Consider the following 20,452-nt stretch of genomic DNA (forward strand, 5'->3'; position numbering starts at 1 on the left):
TCTGCTTCTAAGCAAAAGCGAGGTTGTAGATACCCGCAGCGATCGCGCCGCCGATCAGCGGACCGACCACCGGGATCCACGCGTAGCTCCAGTCGGAGCCGCCCTTGTTGGGCAGGGGCAGGAGCGCGTGCACGATGCGCGGGCCCAGGTCACGGGCCGGGTTGATCGCGTAACCGGTCGGGCCGCCGAGCGACAGACCGATGGCGACGACCACGAACGAGGTGATCAGGGCGCCCAGGACACCGAGGCCGTTGCCCTTGTCGTTCAGACCCTGCGTCAGGATGGCGAGGATCAGGACGACGGTGCCGATGATCTCCGTGGCGAGGTTCTGCACCACGTTGCGGACCTCAGGACCGGTGGAGAAGATGCCCAGGACCGGGCCCGCGCCCTTCTCCTCGGCCTCGACGGCCTTGGCCGCCGGCTCGCCGACGATCTCCTTGTCGGTCAGGTGCGCCTGGAACTGGCCGTAGTAGGCCACCCAGACGAGCGTCGCGCCGATCATGGCGCCGAGCAGCTGCCCGGCCCAGTAGATCGGGACGTTGTCCCAGCCACCGTCCTTGATCGCGAGTGCGAGCGTCACGGCCGGGTTGAGGTGGGCACCGGAGAGCGGTGCCGAGATGTACACGGCCGTCATGACGGCGAAACCCCACCCGAAGGCGATGGCGAGCCAGCCGGCGTTACGTGCCTTGGAGGCCTTCAGCGTGACGGCGGCGCAGACGCCACCGCCGAGCAGGATGAGTACGGCGGTACCTATGGTTTCGCCGATGAAGATGTCGGAGCTGGACACCCGCGACTCCTTTGTCCTTCGTCCAGGGAAGCCGAACCCCGGGTCCCGCCGGGGGTTCGTGCGCCCTCGGGGGTGAGAGCGATGTCGGCCTTTGGCGTTGCCACACTCTAGCGCGTATTGCCGGTAGGTGTTCGACAATGCCGACCGATGGACGGGAGTCTTGCTCCGGGGTTACAGGCGCGTCAAGAGTGCTGTTATCGAAAACACGATCGTTATTGATTGGCGTGAGCTATCGGTCTCGTGGTCGATGCGCACGGCAGTCAGGCGGACACCGTGTGTGGTGATTTGACGTTTTGGCCGACTTTGACGTCCAGAGTACGACTAATACCGGAACGTCCCCATGACGTTCCGGTGAGTTCTCGCTGTGAATCCGCTGAGGTCAGAACCGCCCGGCGCCCAGGTCCCGCGACACCGCGCGGGCACAGTCCCGTACCGCGGCGATCAGCTCGGGCCGCAGCGCGCCGTCCTCGTCGGGCCGGCACAGCCGCTCCACGGCGCCCGTGATGCCGACCGCGCCGACCGGCATGCGCCGCCGGTCGTGGATGGGCGCGGCGATGGACGCGACGCCCTCCCAGGTCTCCTCGACGTCGGCCGCGTACCCACGCGCGCGTGTGACGTCCAGGACCTGCTCGAAGTCGGCCAGCTCGGACACCGTGCGCTCGGTGAAGGGCTTGCGGTCGGCCTCCAGGACCTCGCTGTGCGCGACCGGGTCGTAGGCCGACAGCACCTTGCCCAGGGCCGTGGAGTGCAACGGCTGCATGGCGCCGATCTCCAGGACCTGCCGGCTGTCGTCGGGCCGGAAGACGTGGTGCACGATCAGGACGCCATGCTGGTGCAGGACCCCCAGGTGCACGCTCTCGCCGCTGGAGCGGGCCAGGTCGTCCGTCCACACCAGGGCACGCGCGCGTAGCTCGTGCACGTCGAGATAGGTGGTGCCCAGGCGCAGCAGCTCGGCGCCCAGCTGGTAGCGCCCGGAGGCGTCGTCCTGCTCGACGAAGCCCTCCTGCTGGAGGGTGCGCAGGATGCCGTGGGCGGTGCCCTTGGCCAGGCCGAGCGACGAGGCGATGTCCGAGAGGCCGAGCCGTCGCTCGCCGCCCGCGAGCAGGCGCAGCATCGCGGCCGCCCGTTCGAGCGACTGGATGTTCCGTGCCATCGCCGTACTGCCTCCGTCCGGTTCGACCGCCGATGCGCGACGCTGCCGCCGCCGTTCGGCAATGTCGAACACTACCGGTCCATGCCGACCTCTCGCTAATGGTCGGTCGATTCCTGTTGCGTCACTCGTCGCGAGAACCTAGACGGGGTTGATCCGCCCGTCACCCCGGTCCGCCCCATGGACGCGTCGAGCATTCTCCCGCCCGACCCCGTTACCCTGGCGGCGTGCACGCTCCCCGGGGAGTTCCGTGAGAGGTTCCCAGGGAAGCCGCAAAGCCGACAGCCGTCGCACTCCAGGGAGCCCCTTCATGGCCTCGTCGCCACTGACCCCTTCTGCCGACAGCCGGACCCGTGTGTCCGAGCTCCGAGAGGCACTCGCCACCCGCGTGGTGGTCGCCGACGGAGCCATGGGCACCATGCTCCAGGCGCAGGAGCCCACACTCGACGACTTCGAGAATCTCGAAGGCTGCAACGAGATCCTGAACATCACCCGTCCGGACATCGTCCGCTCGGTCCACGAGGAGTACTTCCGCGCGGGCGTCGACTGCGTCGAGACGAACACCTTCGGCGCCAACCACTCCGCCATGGCGGAGTACGACATCGCCGACCGCGTCCACGAACTCTCCGAGTCCGGTGCCCGCATCGCCCGCGAGACGGCCGACGACTTCGCCGCCCGCGACGGCCGCCGACGCTGGGTCCTCGGCTCCATCGGCCCCGGCACCAAGCTGCCCACCCTCGGCCACATCGGCTACGCCACGCTCCGCGACGGCTTCCAGGCGAACGCCGAGGGACTCCTCGCCGGTGGCGCCGACGCCCTGATCGTCGAGACCACCCAGGACCTCCTCCAGACCAAGTCGTCGATCCTGGGCGCCCGCCGTGCCATGGAGGCGACCGGCGTCGACGTACCCCTGCTGGTCTCGATGGCCTTCGAGACCACCGGCACCATGCTCCTGGGCTCGGAGATCGGTGCCGCGCTCACCGCGCTGGAACCCCTCGGCATCGACATGATCGGCCTGAACTGCTCGACGGGCCCGGCCGAGATGAGCGAGCACCTGCGCTATCTGGCCCGCCACTCCCGCACCCCGCTGCTGTGCATGCCGAACGCGGGCCTGCCCATCCTCACCAAGGACGGCGCCCACTTCCCGCTCGACCCCGAGGGACTGGCGGACGCGCAGGAGCACTTCGTACGCGACTACGGCCTGAACCTGGTCGGCGGCTGCTGCGGCACCACCCCCGAGCACCTGCGCCAGCTCGTCGAGCGGGTCCGCGAGGCGACTCCCACCGAGCGCCGCCCGCAGCCCGAGCCGGGCGCCGCCTCGCTCTACCAGACGGTCCCGTTCCGCCAGGACACCGCGTACATGGCGATCGGTGAGCGCACCAACGCCAACGGTTCGAAGAAGTTCCGCGAGGCCATGCTGGACGCCCGCTGGGACGACTGTGTGGAGATGGCCCGGGACCAGATCCGCGAGGGCGCCCACATGCTGGACCTCTGCGTGGACTACGTGGGCCGCGACGGCGTCGCCGACATGGAGGAGCTGGCCGGCCGCTTCGCCACCGCCTCCACGCTGCCCATCGTGCTCGACTCCACCGAAGTCCCGGTCATCCGGGCCGGGTTGGAGAAGCTCGGTGGCCGCGCGGTCATCAACTCCGTCAACTACGAGGACGGCGACGGCCCCGACTCCCGCTTCGCGAAGGTCACCCGGCTCGCCCAGGAACACGGCGCCGCGCTCATCGCGCTGACCATCGACGAGCAGGGCCAGGCCCGCACGCCGGAGCACAAGGTCGCCATCGCCGAGCGGCTGATCGAGGACCTCACGACGAACTGGGGCATCCACGAGTCGGACATCCTCATCGACACCCTGACCTTCACCATCTGCACCGGCCAGGAGGAGTCGCGGGGCGACGGCATCGCCACCATCGAGGCGATCCGCCGACTCAAGGCCAGTCACCCCGACGTCCAGACCACGCTCGGCCTGTCGAACATCTCCTTCGGTCTCAACCCGGCAGCCCGTGTCCTGCTCAACTCCGTCTTCCTCGACGAGTGCGTCAAGGCGGGCCTCGACTCCGCGATCGTCCACGCCTCGAAGATCCTCCCGATCGCCCGCTTCACCGAGGAAGAGGTGAAGACGGCCCTCGATCTCGTCTACGACCGCCGCGCCGAGGGCTACGACCCGCTCCAGAAGCTGATGGCCCTCTTCGAGGGCGCCACCACCAAGTCCCGGACGGCGGGCCGCGCCGAGGAGCTGGCCGCCCTCCCGCTGGACGAGCGGCTCAAGCGGCGGATCATCGACGGCGAGAAGAACGGCCTGGAGACCGACCTCGCCGAGGCCCTGGAGACCCGCCCCGCCCTCGACATCGTCAACGCGACGCTCCTGGACGGCATGAAGGTCGTCGGCGAGCTGTTCGGCTCCGGGCAGATGCAGCTGCCGTTCGTGCTGCAGTCCGCCGAGGTCATGAAGACCGCGGTCGCCTACCTCGAACCCCACATGGAGAAGTCCGACGCGGAAGGCAAGGGCACCATCGTGCTCGCCACGGTGCGCGGCGACGTCCACGACATCGGCAAGAACCTCGTCGACATCATCCTGTCCAACAACGGCTACAACGTCGTCAACCTCGGCATCAAGCAGCCCGTCTCCGCGATCCTCGAAGCCGCCGAGGAGCACCGCGCCGACGTCATCGGCATGTCGGGTCTCCTGGTCAAGTCGACGGTGATCATGAAGGAGAACCTCCAGGAGCTCAACCAGCGCAAGATGGCCGCGGACTACCCGGTCATCCTGGGCGGTGCGGCGCTGACGAGGGCGTACGTCGAGCAGGACCTGCACGAGATCTACGAGGGCGAAGTCCGCTACGCCCGCGACGCGTTCGAGGGCCTGCGTCTGATGGACGCCCTGATCGGCGTCAAGCGGGGCGTGCCCGGCGCGAAGCTGCCCGAGCTCAAGCAGCGCAGGGTGCGGGCGACGGCGGCCGTCACAGAGGTCGAGGAGCGCCCCGAGGAGGGCCACGTCCGCTCCGACGTCGCCGTCGACAACCCGATCCCCACCCCGCCGTTCCGGGGCACCCGGGTCATCAAGGGCATCCAGCTCAAGGAGTACGCCTCCTGGCTGGACGAGGGCGCCCTCTTCAAGGGCCAGTGGGGCCTCAAGCAGGCCCGTACGGGCGAGGGACCGACGTACGAGGAACTGGTGGAGACCGAGGGCCGCCCCCGGCTGCGCGGCCTCCTGGACCGGCTCCAGACCGACAACCTCCTCGAAGCGGCCGTCGTCTACGGCTACTTCCCCTGCGTCTCCAAGGACGACGACCTGATCATCCTGGACGACGAGGGCAACGAGCGCACCCGGTTCACCTTCCCGCGCCAGCGCCGTGGCCGCCGCCTCTGCCTGGCCGACTTCTTCCGGCCCGAGGAGTCCGGCGAGAAGGACGTCGTCGGCTTCCAGATCGTCACCGTCGGCAACCGCATCGGCGAGGAGACCGCCAAGCTCTTCGAGTCCAACTCCTACCGCGACTACCTCGAACTGCACGGCCTGTCCGTCCAGTTGGCCGAAGCCCTCGCCGAGTACTGGCACGCGCGCGTGCGCTCCGAACTGGGCTTCGCCGGCGAGGACCCCACCGACGTCGAGGACATGTTCGCCCTCAAGTACCGGGGCGCCCGCTTCTCCCTCGGCTACGGCGCCTGCCCCGACCTGGAGGACCGCGCGAAGATCGCCGACATGCTGGAGCCGGAGCGCATCGGCGTCCACCTGTCGGAGGAGTTCCAGCTGCACCCGGAGCAGTCCACGGACGCGATCGTGATCCACCACCCCGAGGCGAAGTACTTCAACGCACGTTGATCGGATAAGTCGTACACTGGTCGGTCCACCGCAGGCCGGTCGCCCTTGTTGGTATCAGGGGCGGCCGGCCTGATCGTCCCTCAAGGAGGTGCGCCAGGATGACCAGCACGGTCCCCGCGCTCGGAACCCGTACGGCCGAAGGCTCAGCCCTGCAGGCGGTACTCCTCGACATGGACGGCACCCTGGTGGACACCGAGGGCTTCTGGTGGGACGTCGAGGCCGAGGTCTTCGCCGCCCTCGGGCACACCCTCGACGACTCCTGGCGCCATGTCGTGGTCGGCGGCCCCATGACCCGCAGCGCCGGCTTCCTGATCGAGGCCACCGGCGCCGACATCACCCTGGCCGAGCTGACCGTTCTGCTCAACGCCGGTTTCGAGGACCGCATCGGGCGGGCCCTGCCGCTGATGCCGGGCGCCGCCAGACTCCTCGCCGAGCTCTCCGAGTACGAGATCCCCACCGCCCTGGTCTCCGCCTCGCACCGGCGCATCATCGACCGCGTCCTGACCACGCTCGGCCCCCAGCACTTCGCGCTGACGGTCGCCGGCGACGAGGTGGCACGCACCAAGCCGTACCCCGATCCGTATCTGTTCGCCGCCGCCCGCCTGGGCGTCGACCCGGCCCGCTGCGCGGTCGTGGAGGACACCGCGACCGGTGTCGCGGCGGCGGAGGCGGCGGGCTGTCTGGTGGTGGCCGTGCCGTCCGTGCAGCCCATTGCCCCGACCGCCCGGCGCACCGTCGTGACCTCGCTGGAAGTCGTCGACCTGGCATTTCTGCGGGGACTGATGACCGACCGATGACGGAAATGCGTCAGCCGTTCACCGAGCGTGCAAAGTTCATTGGGAAAGGAATTCGGACCCGGTCGACCGGTCGAATTCCGGCGCTGTTCAACCGAGTTGACGGTGTGAGGTTCCCCACGTGTACGGGAGTCGACATCGTCGCCGTACTGTGCTGTTCACCCCATTTCTGAGGCCGATCACGCACCGTTGTGTCCCGATTGGTGAAACGCTGCACTAATCCTTCCGTCGGCGGGTTTTCGGTCTGTCCACAGCCGGTTCCGCAGCGTGATGGGAACTCAACTGCGGTGGCCGCGAACCCCTGTGCGGGTCCGGACTAACCTCAAGGCGAGAACATCGCCCTTGCCCCCGTGATCGGCGTCACCACCCTATGCATGCCGGGTACACGGAATCGAACAGCTCTGGAGAAACTCGAGCATGAACCGCAAGACTTTGGTGCTGCCGGCTGTCGTCGGCCTGCTCGCGCCGGTGCTCGCCGCCTGTGGCGGCTCCGGCAGCGGGAGTTCCGGCGGCGGAGCGATAGTCGTCGGCACCACGGACCGGTTCGAGGCGACGAAGGACGCTCCGGCGCCGCTCGACCCCGCCTACGCCTACGACGTCGGCACCTGGAACATCCTGCGCCAGACCGTGCAGACCCTGATGATCCAGCCCAAGGGTGAGGGCGACCCGGTCCCCGAGGCCGCCGAGAAGTGCGGCTTCACGGACACCGGCAGCGAGCGCTACGCCTGCACCCTGCGCGCGGGTCTGAAGTTCGCCAACGGCGACAAGATCACCGCGGAAGACGTGAAGTACTCGATCGACCGCGCGATGCGCATCAAGGCCGACAGTGGTGTGTTCGCCCTGCTGTCGACCGTCGACACCGTCGAGACCCAGGGCGACCGCGAGGTCATCTTCCACCTGAAGTCGGCCGACGCCACCTTCCCGTACAAGCTGTCCACCCCGGTCGCCGGCATCGTGAACCCCGACGACTACCAGAAGGACAAGCTGCGCGACGGCTTCAGCGTGGACGGCTCCGGCCCGTACACGCTCTCGGTCGCCCAGAAGGACGACGCGATCACCACGGCCACGTTCACCAAGAACCCCAATTACAAGGGGACTCTGGCGGTGAACAACAGCAAGGTCGAGATGCGCTCCTTCGCGGACGCGACCTCCATGGGCACCGCGCTGAGCAAGGGCGACATCGACGTGATGACGCGCACCATGTCGCCGGAGCAGATCCAGAAGCTCGGCGACGACTCGAACGGCGACATCGACCTCGTCGAGATGCCCGGTCTCGAGATCCGCTACCTGGCCTTCAACACCGACGCCGCGAGCGTGAAGACGAAGGCCGTGCGCGAGGCGATGGCCCAGCTCATCGACCGCGGCGAACTCGTCTCCAAGGTCTACGGCACCGAGGCCGAGCCGCTCTACTCCATGGTCCCCGCGACCATCACCGGCCACTCGAACTCGTTCTTCAACAAGTACGGCAACCCGAGCGTCACCAAGGCCAAGTCCCTGCTGACCAAGGCCAGCATCACCACCCCGGTGAAGCTCACGCTGCACTACACGACCGACCACTACGGCTCGGCCACCAAGGAAGAGTTCGAGCAGCTGCGGACGCAGCTCAACAACAGCGGCCTGTTCGACGTCACGATCAAGGGCGACCCCTGGTCCACGTTCGTCCCGGCCGAGCGGAAGGGCTCGTACGACGTCTGGGGCATGGGCTGGTTCCCCGACTTCCCCGACGCCGACAACTACCTCGCGCCGTTCCTCGACACGGACAACTTCCTCAAGCTGCCGTACAGCAACTCCGAGATCATCAAGACCCTGATCCCGGAGTCCCGTCAGGAGGCGGACCGGCTCGCCGCCGCCAAGAGCCTCACCACGATCCAGGACATCGTCGCCACGGACGTCCCGCTGATCCCGCTGTGGCAGGGCAAGCAGTACGTCGCCGCCCGCGACGACATCACGGGCACCGCGTACGCGCTCAACTCCTCCTCGACCCTGCAGCTGTGGGAGCTCGGCCGAGGCGTGTGACCGCCTGACAACGCAGTGAGCAAGTTCCACCAGTGGCCGGTCCTGCCCATCGCGGCGGGGCCGGCCACTGTCCTGTCGACGGGATGTGGCACTGGTTCCTCGACGCGTCGACGACCCGACGGTGTTCCGCTTCCGGCAACGCGGCAAGAGCTGAACCCGCCCCGCAGACACGGAGAGGGCGCCCCTGTCAGGAAGGGGCGCCCTCTCCGCTCGGTACCCGTCTCTACTGCGCGCCGGGGCGCACCAGCCCGCTCTCGTACGCGTACACCGCGGCCTGCACCCGGTCCCGCAGGCCCAACTTGGTGAGGACGTGCCCCACATGCGTCTTGACGGTGGTCTCGCTGACGAACAGATCGGCGGCGATCTCCGCGTTCGACAGCCCGCGCGCCACCAGTTTCAGCACCTCGACCTCACGCTCGGTCAGCGTGTGCAGGGCGTCCGGCACCGGCTCGTCACCGGACGGCAGATGCCCGGCGTACTTGTCGAGCAGCCGCCGCGTGATGCTCGGCGCGAGCATGGCCTCGCCGGCGGCCACCACCCGGATCGCCTGCACCAGCTCGTTCGCCGGCGCGTCCTTCAGCAGGAAGCCACTGGCACCGGCCCGCAACGCCTCCACCACGTACTCGTCGAGGTCGAAGGTGGTCAGCACCAGCACCTTCGCCGGGCCGTCCCGCCCGGGACCGGTGATCTGCCGGGTCGCCTCCACCCCGTCCATCCGCGGCATACGGATGTCCATCAGCACGACATCGGGCTGCAGAGCCCGCACCTGGTCGAGCGCCTGCAGACCGTCACCGGCCTCGCCGACGACCGCCAGATCCTGCTCGGCCTCCAGAATCATCCGGAACCCGGTGCGCAGCAACGGTTGGTCGTCGACAAGTAGGACGCGGATGGCCACGTGAGTCTCCTTCGCTAGCCCGGGCCCATTCTGCCCTGCTCGACATCCGCAGACCCGCCCGGGCCGACGGGGTCGGCGCCCGGCCCGGCAGCGCCCGGGCCGCCGACTCCGCCGACGGTGCCGGGGTCGGCCGCCGTGCCTTCGTCAGAAACACCGTCGGCTGCCCTTAGCCCGCTGTGGAGTCACCGTCCGCCGCCGGACCTTCGGCCGCTGCGCCGTCGGCCGCCCGCACCCGCACCGGCAGCGGATACGGCGGGGGAGTGCCGCCGAACTCCGGGCACACCGCCTGGTGGTCGCACCAGCCGCACAGCTTGGTCGGCCGTGGCCGCCACTCGCCCGTCTCCGTGGCCAGCCGGATCGCCTCCCACAGCGCCAGCAGTTTGCGCTCCACCCGCTCCAGATCCGCGAGGACGGGGTCGTACGTCACCACGTCCCCACTGCCCAGGTACACCAACTGGAGCCGCCGCGGAACGACCTGCTTCAGCCGCCAGACCACCAGCGCGTAGAACTTCATCTGGAACAGCGCGCCCTCGGCGTACTCCGGCCGAGGCGCCTTGCCCGTCTTGTAGTCGACGATCCGCACATCACCCGTGGGCGCCACATCGACCCGGTCGATGATCCCGCGCAGCTTCAGCCCCGAGTCCAACTCGGCCTCGACGAACATCTCGCGCTCGGCCGGCTCCAGCCGCGTCGGATCCTCAAGGGAGAACCAGCGCTCCACCAGCCGCTCCGCCTCCCCGAGCCAGCGCGCCAACCGCTCGCCCTCCGGATCGTCGGCGAACAGCTCCACGACCTCCGGCCGGGTCTCCCGCAGCCGGTCCCACTGCCCCGGAATCAGCGACTTCGCATGTGGCGCCGTACGCTCGGCAGCCGGCGCGTCGAAGAGCCGCTCAAGGACCGAGTGGACCAGAGTCCCCCGGGTCGCCGCCTCGCTGGGCTTCTCCGGCAGCCGGTCGATCACCCGGAACCGGTACAGCAACGGGCACTGCATGAAGTCGCCGGCACGCGAGGGGGACAGGGAAGCGGGCGCTATGGCGACCCGCTCGACCACGCCCACCGTCCCCGCCTCCACTGCCGCTTCCGCGCCCGGCCCCGCCGCGCCCTCGTCGCCGACTGTCCCCGCGACGCCCTCCGCACTCGTCTCCATGCCCACAGACCTTACGACCCGCCACTGACAGTGACCCGCCCCCGGCCGACGCGCCCGCGACAGCCGGGGAAACACGGGGGGTGCCGGGGCGGAACGCGTCGCGACCGCCGCATACCATCGACCCGAGACCCCTCCGCCCGGCTGGCGCGGAGGACGCTTCGAACGAGGGGACACCGTGGACGAGAGCGGCGGCAGCGCACAGCCGCGGTCCGGCAACGACGAGCCGACCGAACACGCCACGGGTGCCACGACCCCGGCCGCCGATCCCGGCACCCCCGAACCGAAACACGACGACACCCCCCACAACGGCACCGAGAGGCCGATCCGGAACCACGAGAACCCCGGCACGTCGTCCAAGAACGACACGAAGCCGACCACCTCACCCGAGCCTGCCACCCCCGACCACTCGGGGACGCCGGTTCCGTCCGGGACGACACAGACGGACCGCAACGAGCCGGGACCGCCGTCCGGGCCCACCGCGAGCGACAGCCCGCCGTCGACCAGCCCCGCGCCCCAGGACGGCCTCTCGGCTCCGGGATCGGACACGCCGACCATTGACTCCGCCTCGCCGTCCACCGACTCCGCTCCGCACGACGGCCCGTTGGCCCCGGCATCGGGTGCGCCGTCCGGCGACTCCACTCCGCCCGACGACACGTCGGCGGGGACCTCCGGTACGCCGTCCACCAGTCCCGCCCCACACGACGGCCTGTCGGCGCCGGGGTCGGGCACGCCGTTCGCGGGCTCCGCCCCGCACGAGGCCGCGCCGGCGTCCGAAACGGGCACGCAGTCCGCCGACTCCGCCGCCGACAACGCCCCGTCCACGCCGGTATCCGGCACACCGTCCACCAGCCCCACCCCACACGCCGACACGGACACCGCGACCGGTACCCCCGACAAGGCCACCGCCCCCCACGACACCCCGCACGCCGACCGGGCCCCCGACCGCCCCCACGCCCACACGGAGCCGCACGCTCACACAGGCGCGCCCACGCCCCCCGACGCCCGCCCCGGCGGCACCGCCATGCCCAAGGGGCGCCCCCCGCAGCGCCCCAAGGAGCCCGGTGGGGGCCTGCTGATGGGGCGGCCCTTCGGGGTGCCCGTGTACGTGGCGCCCAGTTGGTTCCTCGTGGCAGCGCTCATCACCTGGGTGTTCGGCGGCCAGCTGGACCGCGTGCTGCCCGAACTCGGCGCCGCCCGCTACCTCGTGGCCCTCTTCTTCGCGGTCGCCTTCTACGGCTCCGTCCTGGTGCACGAACTCGCGCACACCGTCGCCGCCCTCCGCTTCAAACTCCCGGTCCGCCGCATCCAGTTGCAGTTCTTCGGCGGCGTCTCCGAGATCGAGAAGGAGGCCGAGACCCCCGGCAGGGAATTCGTGCTGGCCTTCGTCGGCCCGCTGCTCTCGCTGATCCTCTCGGGCATCTTCTACCTGGCCATGCAGCCGGTGGAGCCCGGCACCGTCCCCGGCGTCCTGCTGGCCGGCCTGATGGTCTCCAACCTCATCGTGGCCGCCTTCAACCTCCTGCCCGGTCTGCCCCTCGACGGCGGCCGGATGCTCCGCGCCGTCGTCTGGAAGATCACCGGCAGGCCCATGAGCGGCACGATCGCCGCCGCCTGGGTCGGCCGCGCCCTCGCCGTCTCCGTCCTGATCGGCCTCCCGCTGCTCACCCAGACCGGCGCCCTCGGCACCAACACCGAGGACATCAGCGGCATGGACACCGTCACTGACGCCCTCCTGGCCGCGATCCTCGCCGCGATCATCTGGACCGGCGCCGGCAACAGCCTCCGCATGGCCCGCCTGCGCGAACACCTCCCGGACCTCCGCGCCCGCAACCTCACCCGCCGCGCGGTCCCCGTCGAGACCAACACCCCCCTCTCCGAGGCCCTGCGCCGCGCCAACGCCGCCGGCGCCCGCGCCCTGGTCGTCGTCGACGCCGACGGCCAGCCCCTCTCCCTGGTCCGCGAGGCCGCCATCGTCGGCGTCCCCGAACACCGCCGCCCCTGGGTCTCCGTCAGCGGCCTCGCCCAGGACCTCACCGACGGCATGCGCGTCTCCGCGGAACTGGCCGGAGAGGACCTCCTGGACACCCTGCGCGCCACCCCGGCCACCGAATACCTCGTGGTCGAGGAGACCGGCGAGATCTACGGCGTCCTCTCCGCGGCCGACGTGGAGCGCGCCTTCGTGAAGGCCATGGCCCGCCCCAACTGAGGCACGCGCGCGTGGTCGGCGGCTCCGGCAATCGCCGGTAGGCTGGTCACATGTCCGAACCGACCGGTGCCGCCCGCAGGCGCGGGCCCTTCAAGGTCGGGGACCAGGTTCAGCTGACCGACCCCAAGGGCCGCCACTACACGTTCACGCTCGAAGCGGGGAAGAACTTCCACACCCACAAGGGTTCCTTCCCGCACGACGAGCTGATCGGCGCACCCGAGGGCAGCGTTGTCCGCACCACCGGAAACGTCGCCTACCTCGCGCTGCGCCCCCTGCTCCCCGACTACGTCCTGTCCATGCCCCGCGGCGCCGCCGTGGTCTACCCCAAGGACGCGGGGCAGATCCTGTCCTTCGCGGACATCTTCCCCGGCGCCCGCGTCGTGGAAGCGGGCGTGGGCTCCGGCTCGCTCAGCAGCTTCCTGCTGCGCGCCGTCGGTGACCAGGGCATGCTGCACTCCTACGAGCGCCGCGAGGACTTCGCCGAGATCGCCCAGCAGAACGTGGAGCGCTACTTCGGCGGCCCGCACCCTGCCTGGCAGCTCACCGTCGGCGACCTCCAGGACAACCTGTCCGACATGGACGTCGACCGGGTCATCCTCGACATGCTCGCCCCCTGGGAGTGCCTGGAGGCCGTCTCCAAGGCCCTCGTGCCCGGCGGCATCCTGTGCTGCTACGTCGCGACCACCACCCAGCTTGCGCGGACCGTCGAGTCCATCCGCGAGATCGGCTCCTTCAACGAGCCGACCGCCTGGGAGACGATGCTCCGCAACTGGCACGTCGAGGGCCTGGCCGTCCGCCCCGACCACCGCATGATCGGCCACACCGGCTTCCTCCTCACCGCCCGCCGCCTCGCGGACGGCGTCGAGCCCCCCATGCGCCGCCGCCGCCCCTCCAAGGGCGCCTACGGCGACGACTACACCGGCCCGAACGCCGACGGCGGAGCCGCCGGCCGCTGAGCCCGCTCCATGGCGGCCCTGTGCCGCACTCAACGCACGAACGCCGTGGCCGAGTTCCCGGAAGACCTCCGGAACCCGGCCACGGCGTCTCTCTTCTGACGTACCGCCACAGCGGAAGAACCCTCCCGTGCGATCACGCGAACGAACTGTCGACCCCGCCGTTCCCCCGCATTGTGACGTGTGGCACCATGCAGGCCACCCCCACCGGCACAGCCCTCACAGGAGACACTCCTAGTGCAGCACTCCGCCGTCCCGGAACTGGAACTGGCACACACGAACACCCGGCCCATCCACTGGGTCGCCACCGCCACGGCACTCGCCGCCGTCGTGGCGCTCTCCTCGGTCCTGCAGCCCGATTCGGCGCGCGCCGCCCAGGCCTCCGGCCCGCAGGCGAAGCCCGCGCTCTCCACCGCCCCGGCCCCCGCGACCACAGGGGTCGACTTCCCCATCCAGTGCGGTCCCCAGAAGGCCGTCGTCCAGAAGCAGGCCTCCGGCGACCTCGACGGCGACGGCAGGCCCGAAACGGTAGCCGTGGTCCACTGCGACGCCGGTATGGGCACCCCGCCCGACGGCGTCTACGTCCTGACCCGGGCAGCGCACGCCGACAAGCCGCGCGTGGTGGCCACCCTGATCGCGCCGAAGGCCCGGGAGACGGTCACCGAGTTCGCCGTACGCGACGGCGCCGTACTCGCGACGATGCTCGGCTACTCGACCCAGGACGTGCCCAGTTGCTGCCCGGACGTGAAGGAGAGCGCGAAGTGGCAGTGGAAGAACGGCACGTTCGTCCGCTCCACGCCCGGCAACACCCAGAGCGTCTGACGCCCCGGAGCCACCGGTACAGCGGCTCTCAGGCCGCGTCGGGGCCGTACACCTCGACCCGGTCCGTGACCCGCCGGACATGAATGCAGTCTCCGGGACACTCCTTGGCGGAGTCCACCACGTCGACCAGCAGCTGCAGCGGCACCGGCGTGGTGGCGCCCTTGTCCTGCAACAGCTCGTCGTCCGGGCTCTTCACATAGGCCAGCCCGTCGATGTCCAGCTCGAAGACCTCGGGGGCGTATTGGGCGCAGATGCCGTCGCCGGTACAGAGGTCCTGGTCGATCCAGACCTCCAGCGCCTCGCCGTCGGCCGCTGCCTCGTCCTGCACGGTGATGTCTCCTGCTTCCGCCGGGTGTTGAACACTTCGACCCTACCTCCGCGCCCCCGGGCGACACTTCCTGGAGATCCCTGGTTTCACGCCACGACATGACGGGCACCGTCCGCGCGGACACTCTCCGTCAGGGGGCACTTCGGCCGAATTTCGCCGGGCCCCGAACCCGCCGTCACGGCAACTCACGTCCCCCATGAAGGATTTTGACCGACCCACCCTTGGAACAGTCGGCTTCTGAATCACGTTGAGTGGGTATCCAGACGGCGTGAGGGAGAGCGCAGGGTGACCGACGACACACCTTGACAGTCTTTGTGATCTAGGGGTTTCAATCGACACCCACCCAGGTAGGGTCTGGAAGCGTCCAGCTCCCCTTGGAGGAGGTGAGGACCGTGGCAGCCCACGACGACGACATGAACCGCGGCATCCGCCCGGGACGAGGGTCCGACGACCCGTCCGGGCAGATTGCCTACCTTGAGCAGGAGATCGCCGTCCTGCGACGTAAGCTCGCCGACTCTCCGCGACACACGAGGATTCTCGAAGAGCGGATCGTCGAGCTGCAGACCAATCTGGCCGGGGTGTCCGCCCAGAACGAGCGACTCGCCAACACGCTCCGTGAGGCCCGCGACCAGATCGTGGCCCTCAAGGAAGAAGTCGACCGGCTCGCACAGCCGCCGGCCGGCTTCGGTGTCTTCCTCGTGGCCAACGAGGACGGCACCGCGGACATCTTCACCGGCGGCCGCAAACTGCGGGTGAACGTCAGCCCAAGCGTGGATCTCGAAGAGCTCCGCCGCGGCCAGGAAGTAATGCTCAACGAAGCGCTCAACGTGGTCGAGGCCATGGAGTACGAGCGCGTCGGCGACATCGTCACCCTCAAGGAGATCCTTGAGGACGGCGAACGCGCCCTCGTGGTGGGGCACACCGACGAGGAGCGGGTGGTACGGCTCGCCGAGCCACTGCTGGACATCACCATCCGCCCCGGCGACGCCCTGCTGCTCGAACCCCGTTCCGGCTACGTCTACGAGATCGTCCCGAAGAGCGAGGTCGAGGAACTCGTCCTCGAAGAGGTCCCCGACATCGGCTACGAGCAGATCGGCGGTCTGGGCGGCCAGATCGAGATGATCCGCGACGCGGTCGAACTGCCGTACCTCTATCCCGACCTCTTCAAGGAGCACGAACTGCGGCCGCCCAAGGGCGTCCTGCTGTACGGGCCTCCCGGATGCGGAAAGACGCTCATCGCCAAGGCCGTCGCCAACTCGCTGGCCAAAAAGGTCGCCGAGGTCACCGGTCAGGCCACCGGCAAGAGCTTCTTCCTCAACATCAAGGGCCCCGAGCTCCTCAACAAGTACGTCGGCGAGACCGAGCGGCAGATCCGCCTGGTCTTCCAGCGTGCCCGTGAGAAGGCCAGCGAGGGCACACCCGTCATCGTCTTCTTCGACGAGATGGAATCCCTCTTCCGCACCCGCGGATCCGGTGTCAGCTCGGACGTGGAGAACACCATCGTCCCCCAGCTGCTCGCCGAGATCGACGGCGTGGAAGGCCTGCAGAACGTGGTCGTCATCGGCGCCTCGAACCGCGAGGACATGATCGACCCCGCCATCCTGCGCCCCGGCCGCCTGGACGTGAAGATCAAGATCGAACGTCCCGACGCCGAGGCCGCCAAGGACATCTTCGGCAAGTACCTCACCGAACGCCTCCCGCTCCACCCCGACGACGTCGGCGAGCACAGCGGCGACAAGACCGCCACCGTCCAGAGCATGATCCAGACGGCCGTGGAACACATGTACACGGAATCCGAGGAGAACCGCTTCCTGGAGGTCACCTACGCCAACGGTGACAAGGAAGTCCTTTACTTCAAGGACTTCAACTCCGGCGCCATGATCGAGAACATCGTGGGCCGGGCCAAGAAGATGGCCATCAAGGACTTCCTCGACCACAAGCAGAAGGGCATCCGCGTCTCGCACCTCCTCCAGGCGTGCGTGGACGAGTTCAAGGAGAACGAGGACCTGCCCAACACCACCAACCCGGACGACTGGGCCCGGATCTCCGGAAAGAAGGGCGAACGGATCGTCTACATCCGTACGCTCATCACCGGCAAGCAGGGCGCCGACACCGGACGCTCCATCGACACGGTGGCGAACACCGGTCAGTACCTGTAAAAAGCAGGGTGGCTGCGGGTGCCCTATGCGGGTACCCGCAGCCAACTGTTTTTCAGGCCATGACCGCGACAAGGGGCGCGCAAGGCAATGACGCAAATGATCTCCCCACCAGCGCAAAGCCGTTCTAGGCTCTTCGGTACCGCCGAGTCGCGCAGTGCGGGGACGGGCACCGCACACGCACCGGAGCGCCAGCGGTACTTGAGCGGCGCCCCCGACCGAGGGCGCCGCCGGGCAAGGAGGGCCGCATGACCGTACGGCGAGTAATGGGCATCGAGACGGAGTACGGGATCTCCGTCCCCGGCCACCCCAACGCCAATGCCATGCTCACCTCGTCCCAGATCGTCAACGCCTACGCGGCGGCGATGCACCGGGCCCGGCGGGCCCGCTGGGACTTCGAGGAGGAGAATCCGCTGCGGGACGCGCGAGGCTTCGACCTCGCCCGGGAGGCCGCCGACTCCACCCAGCTCACCGACGAGGACATCGGCCTGGCCAATGTCATCCTCACCAACGGCGCGCGTCTCTACGTCGACCACGCACACCCGGAGTACAGCTCTCCAGAAGTCACCAACCCCATGGACGCCGTTCTGTGGGACAAGGCCGGCGAGCGCATCATGGCGGAGGCGGCGGAGCGGGCCGCCCAACTCCCCGGCGCCCAGCCGATCCACCTCTACAAGAACAACACCGACAACAAGGGCGCCTCCTACGGCACGCACGAGAACTACCTGATGAAGCGGGAGACCCCCTTCTCGGACATCGTGCGCCACCTGACGCCCTTCTTCGTCTCCCGACAGGTCGTCACCGGAGCCGGCCGCGTGGGCATCGGCCAGGACGGGCACGAGCACGGCTTCCAGCTCAGCCAGCGCGCCGACTACTTCGAGGTCGAGGTCGGTCTGGAGACCACCCTCAAGCGCCCGATCATCAACACCCGCGACGAACCGCACGCGGACGCCGAGAAGTACCGCCGCCTGCACGTGATCATCGGCGACGCGAACCTCTCCGAGATCTCGACGTATCTGAAGCTCGGCACCACCGCCCTGGTTCTCTCCATGATCGAGGACGGCTTCATCGCGGTCGACCTGGCCGTGGACCAACCGGTCCGCACCCTCCACCAGGTCTCCCACGACCCCACCCTCAAGCGCCTGGTCACCCTCCGCAGCGGCCGGACACTCACCGCGGTCCAGCTGCAGATGGAGTACTTCGAGCTGTCCCGCAAGTACGTCGAGGAACGCTACGGCTCCGACGCGGACGACCAGACCAAGGACGTCCTCGCCCGCTGGGAGGACACGCTCAACCGCCTGGAGAACGACCCGATGAGCCTGGCCGGCGAGCTGGACTGGGTCGCCAAGCGGGAGCTCATGGAGGGCTACCGGCGCCGGGACGGCCTCGACTGGGACGCGGCCCGGCTGCAGCTGGTCGACCTCCAGTACGCGGACGTACGGGCCGAGAAGGGCCTCTACAACCGTCTGGTGGCCCGCGGTCGCATCAAGCGGCTGCTGGACGAGGACACGGTCGAGCGGGCGCGTACGACGCCTCCGGAGGACACGCGCGCGTACTTCCGCGGACGCTGCCTGGAGCAGTACGCCGACGATGTCGCGGCGGCCTCCTGGGACTCCGTGATCTTCGACCTCCCGGGCCGGGACTCGCTGCAGCGCGTCCCAACCCTGGAACCGCTTCGCGGAACGCGTAATCACGTCAAGGAGCTCCTGGACCGCTGTCGTACGGCGGAAGACCTGGTCAGGGTCCTGTCGGGCGGCTGACAGGACCCTCGGGCCCGGGGCTCCGGACAGGGTGGAATGTCCGGTGGCCGGGAATCATCGAGGTGGCCGCCGTACGTTGTAGGAACTGCGGGGCCGATGTCAGTCCCTGCAAGTAGGGTCTGATCAAGAACGTCGAACCGAGCGGGGTGAGGGTTATGGCGACCAAGGACACCGGCGGCGGACAGCAGAAGGCGACGCGCTCCACGGAGGAGGTCGAAGAGCAGGTCGAAGAAGCACAGGCGACCGACGACCTCAAGGAGCGCCACGAGAAGCTGAGCGACGACGTGGACTCCGTCCTGGACGAGATCGACGACGTCCTGGAGGAGAACGCCGAGGACTTCGTGCGGTCCTTCGTTCAGAAGGGCGGCCAGTAGGTCGCTCTGTCCTTCAATTCGAAGGTGAACGGGGTGGCGTGGTGGCGGGCGAGGCGAAGATGAAGTGCTGCGTGCGGTGCGGTGGGACCAAGCCGCACGCAGTCCTCGCATCGGAGCGCACGAATCGCGTGCGATTCGGGGAGAGCCGGCCGCGTTCGGAGCGGTATTCCGAGCGGTAAAGGAATGCCTCCGCCGTTCATGTGGATCACTGCCACGAGACGGGTAGGGTCCGTTGCGTACTGTGCTTCAACTGCAATTCGGCCATCGGCAAGTTGGGAGATGATCCCGACGCTGTTCGTCGGGCTGCCGCCTACTTGGAAGGATCCTCGTGGAAGCCAACACTCGTAGCACCGGGCGTCTGCCAGCTGCCTTCCTGACGCCTGGGTCGTCGTCCTTCATGGACTTCCTCTCCGACCACCAGCCGGAGATGCTCCCGGGCAACCGGCAACTGCCGCCCACCCAGGGCGTCATCGAGGCCCCGCACGGCACGACCATCGTCGCCGTCACGTTCCCCGGTGGCGTGGTGCTCGCCGGTGACCGACGGGCCACCATGGGCAATGTCATCGCACAGCGGGACATCGAGAAGGTCTTCCCGGCGGACGAGTACTCGGCCGTCGGTATCGCCGGCACCGCCGGCCTCGCCGTCGAGATGGTCAGGCTCTTCCAGCTGGAGTTGGAGCACTTCGAGAAGGTCGAAGGCGCCCAACTCTCCCTGGAGGGCAAGGCGAACCGACTGTCCACCATGATCCGTTCCAACCTCGGCATGGCCATGCAGGGCCTGGCCGTGGTCCCGCTCTTCGCCGGCTTCGACGTGGACCGCGGCGTCGGCCGCATCTTCTCCTACGACGTGACGGGCGGCCGTTCCCAGGAGCAGGGCTACGCGGCCACCGGCTCCGGCTCGGTCTTCGCCCGCAGCGCCATGAAGAAGCTCTTCCACGACGGACTGACCGAGTCCGAGGCCACGACCCTCGTGGTGCAGGCCCTCTACGACGCCGCTGACGACGACTCGGCGACCGGTGGACCCGATGTGGCCCGCCGGATCTACCCGATCGTCACCGTGATCACCGAGGACGGCTTCCGCCGGCTCACCGACGACGAGTCCTCCGAGATCGCCGCCTCGATCCTGGAGCGGCGACTGCAGCAGCCCGACGGCCCGCGCGCCGCGCTGCTCTGACCGCGGGCCCGTTCTCATCAAGGTGATCCAGTGACTTCGACGGAACTTTAAAGAGAGGGAC

Annotated in this window: 15 protein-coding genes and 1 pseudogene; 11 read left to right on the plus strand and 5 right to left on the minus strand. The window is 68.9% G+C overall.

Features of this window, described 5'->3' with window-relative positions:
• Positions 1-7: 7 nt before the first annotated feature.
• Both OC490_RS15160 and OC490_RS15165 read right to left on the minus strand, forming a co-directional pair.
• Positions 8-787 (minus strand): MIP/aquaporin family protein, encoded by a 780-nt coding sequence (locus OC490_RS15160; RefSeq protein ID WP_262058440.1) that lies wholly within the window; start codon positions 785-787, stop codon positions 8-10.
• A 379-nt stretch (positions 788-1,166) separates the two neighbouring features.
• Positions 1,167-1,940 (minus strand): IclR family transcriptional regulator, encoded by a 774-nt coding sequence (locus OC490_RS15165; RefSeq protein ID WP_262058441.1) that lies wholly within the window; start codon positions 1,938-1,940, stop codon positions 1,167-1,169.
• Positions 1,941-2,247: 307 nt separating this feature from the next.
• Between OC490_RS15165 and metH the strand changes: the two genes are divergently transcribed.
• From metH to OC490_RS15180, 3 genes are all read left to right on the plus strand, one after another.
• Positions 2,248-5,766: a methionine synthase gene (gene metH, locus OC490_RS15170; RefSeq protein ID WP_262058442.1), complete on the plus strand. Its 3,519-nt coding sequence runs from the start codon at positions 2,248-2,250 to the stop codon at positions 5,764-5,766.
• A 98-nt stretch (positions 5,767-5,864) separates the two neighbouring features.
• Positions 5,865-6,563, plus strand: coding sequence for an HAD family hydrolase (locus OC490_RS15175; protein ID WP_262058443.1), 699 nt, complete (start codon positions 5,865-5,867; stop codon positions 6,561-6,563).
• A gap of 414 nt (positions 6,564-6,977) precedes the next feature.
• Positions 6,978-8,576 carry an ABC transporter substrate-binding protein gene (locus OC490_RS15180; RefSeq protein WP_262058444.1) on the plus strand — a complete coding sequence of 533 codons (1,599 nt, stop codon included), beginning with the start codon at positions 6,978-6,980 and terminating at the stop codon, positions 8,574-8,576.
• Positions 8,577-8,799: 223 nt separating this feature from the next.
• Here OC490_RS15180 and OC490_RS15185 read toward each other — a convergent pair whose 3' ends face one another.
• A complete protein-coding gene (locus OC490_RS15185) occupies positions 8,800-9,471 on the minus strand; it encodes a response regulator (RefSeq protein WP_019066105.1) in 672 nt (223 codons plus the stop codon).
• A 166-nt stretch (positions 9,472-9,637) separates the two neighbouring features.
• The gene (locus OC490_RS15190) at positions 9,638-10,618 is read right to left on the minus strand and encodes a RecB family exonuclease (protein WP_262058445.1); all 981 of its coding nucleotides are present in this window, start codon (positions 10,616-10,618) and stop codon (positions 9,638-9,640) included.
• Positions 10,619-10,793: 175 nt separating this feature from the next.
• Between OC490_RS15190 and OC490_RS15195 the strand changes: the two genes are divergently transcribed.
• The 3 genes from OC490_RS15195 (at position 10,794) to OC490_RS15205 (ending at position 14,599) form a co-directional block, all read left to right on the plus strand.
• Positions 10,794-12,824 (plus strand): site-2 protease family protein, encoded by a 2,031-nt coding sequence (locus OC490_RS15195; protein ID WP_262058446.1) that lies wholly within the window; start codon positions 10,794-10,796, stop codon positions 12,822-12,824.
• Between the two features lie 50 nt (positions 12,825-12,874).
• The gene (locus OC490_RS15200) at positions 12,875-13,780 is read left to right on the plus strand and encodes a tRNA (adenine-N1)-methyltransferase (protein ID WP_262058447.1); all 906 of its coding nucleotides are present in this window, start codon (positions 12,875-12,877) and stop codon (positions 13,778-13,780) included.
• Between the two features lie 234 nt (positions 13,781-14,014).
• The gene (locus OC490_RS15205; RefSeq protein ID WP_262058448.1) at positions 14,015-14,599 is read left to right on the plus strand and encodes a hypothetical protein; all 585 of its coding nucleotides are present in this window, start codon (positions 14,015-14,017) and stop codon (positions 14,597-14,599) included.
• Positions 14,600-14,627: 28 nt separating this feature from the next.
• On the opposite strand, the gene OC490_RS15210 is transcribed toward OC490_RS15205, so the two are convergent.
• The gene (locus OC490_RS15210; RefSeq protein WP_262058639.1) at positions 14,628-14,933 is read right to left on the minus strand and encodes a ferredoxin; all 306 of its coding nucleotides are present in this window, start codon (positions 14,931-14,933) and stop codon (positions 14,628-14,630) included.
• Positions 14,934-15,319: 386 nt separating this feature from the next.
• Between OC490_RS15210 and arc the strand changes: the two genes are divergently transcribed.
• The 5 genes and pseudogenes from arc to prcB all read left to right on the plus strand — a co-directional run bounded on the left by arc (position 15,320) and on the right by prcB (position 20,391).
• Entirely contained in the window at positions 15,320-17,086 is a 1,767-nt protein-coding gene (gene arc, locus OC490_RS15215; RefSeq protein WP_262058449.1) for a proteasome ATPase, read from the plus strand.
• A 245-nt stretch (positions 17,087-17,331) separates the two neighbouring features.
• A complete protein-coding gene (gene dop / locus OC490_RS15220) occupies positions 17,332-18,843 on the plus strand; it encodes a depupylase/deamidase Dop (protein ID WP_262058450.1) in 1,512 nt (503 codons plus the stop codon).
• A gap of 155 nt (positions 18,844-18,998) precedes the next feature.
• A complete protein-coding gene (locus OC490_RS15225) occupies positions 18,999-19,217 on the plus strand; it encodes a ubiquitin-like protein Pup (RefSeq protein ID WP_033283731.1) in 219 nt (72 codons plus the stop codon).
• 185 nt (positions 19,218-19,402) lie between these two features.
• Positions 19,403-19,594: pseudogene (locus tag OC490_RS15230) on the plus strand (endonuclease domain-containing protein); the annotation flags it as partial.
• A complete protein-coding gene (gene prcB, locus OC490_RS15235; protein ID WP_262058451.1) occupies positions 19,546-20,391 on the plus strand; it encodes a proteasome subunit beta in 846 nt (281 codons plus the stop codon). The pseudogene OC490_RS15230 and the gene prcB, both read left to right, overlap by 49 nt.
• Positions 20,392-20,452: the final 61 nt, after the last annotated feature.

Source organism: Streptomyces sp. STR69 (assembly GCF_024519455.1).
In the GTDB taxonomy this organism is placed as follows: domain Bacteria; phylum Actinomycetota; class Actinomycetes; order Streptomycetales; family Streptomycetaceae; genus Streptomyces.

Coding starts and splice junctions, on each gene's coding strand:
- OC490_RS15190 (WP_262058445.1), bottom strand. CDS start 10,618: ATGGAGACGAGTGCGGAGGGCGTCGCGGGGACAGTCGGCGACGAGGGC.
- OC490_RS15175 (WP_262058443.1), top strand. CDS start 5,865: ATGACCAGCACGGTCCCCGCGCTCGGAACCCGTACGGCCGAAGGCTCA.
- OC490_RS15180 (WP_262058444.1), top strand. CDS start 6,978: ATGAACCGCAAGACTTTGGTGCTGCCGGCTGTCGTCGGCCTGCTCGCG.
- OC490_RS15225 (WP_033283731.1), top strand. CDS start 18,999: ATGGCGACCAAGGACACCGGCGGCGGACAGCAGAAGGCGACGCGCTCC.
- OC490_RS15165 (WP_262058441.1), bottom strand. CDS start 1,940: ATGGCACGGAACATCCAGTCGCTCGAACGGGCGGCCGCGATGCTGCGC.
- dop (WP_262058450.1), top strand. CDS start 17,332: ATGACCGTACGGCGAGTAATGGGCATCGAGACGGAGTACGGGATCTCC.
- metH (WP_262058442.1), top strand. CDS start 2,248: ATGGCCTCGTCGCCACTGACCCCTTCTGCCGACAGCCGGACCCGTGTG.
- OC490_RS15200 (WP_262058447.1), top strand. CDS start 12,875: ATGTCCGAACCGACCGGTGCCGCCCGCAGGCGCGGGCCCTTCAAGGTC.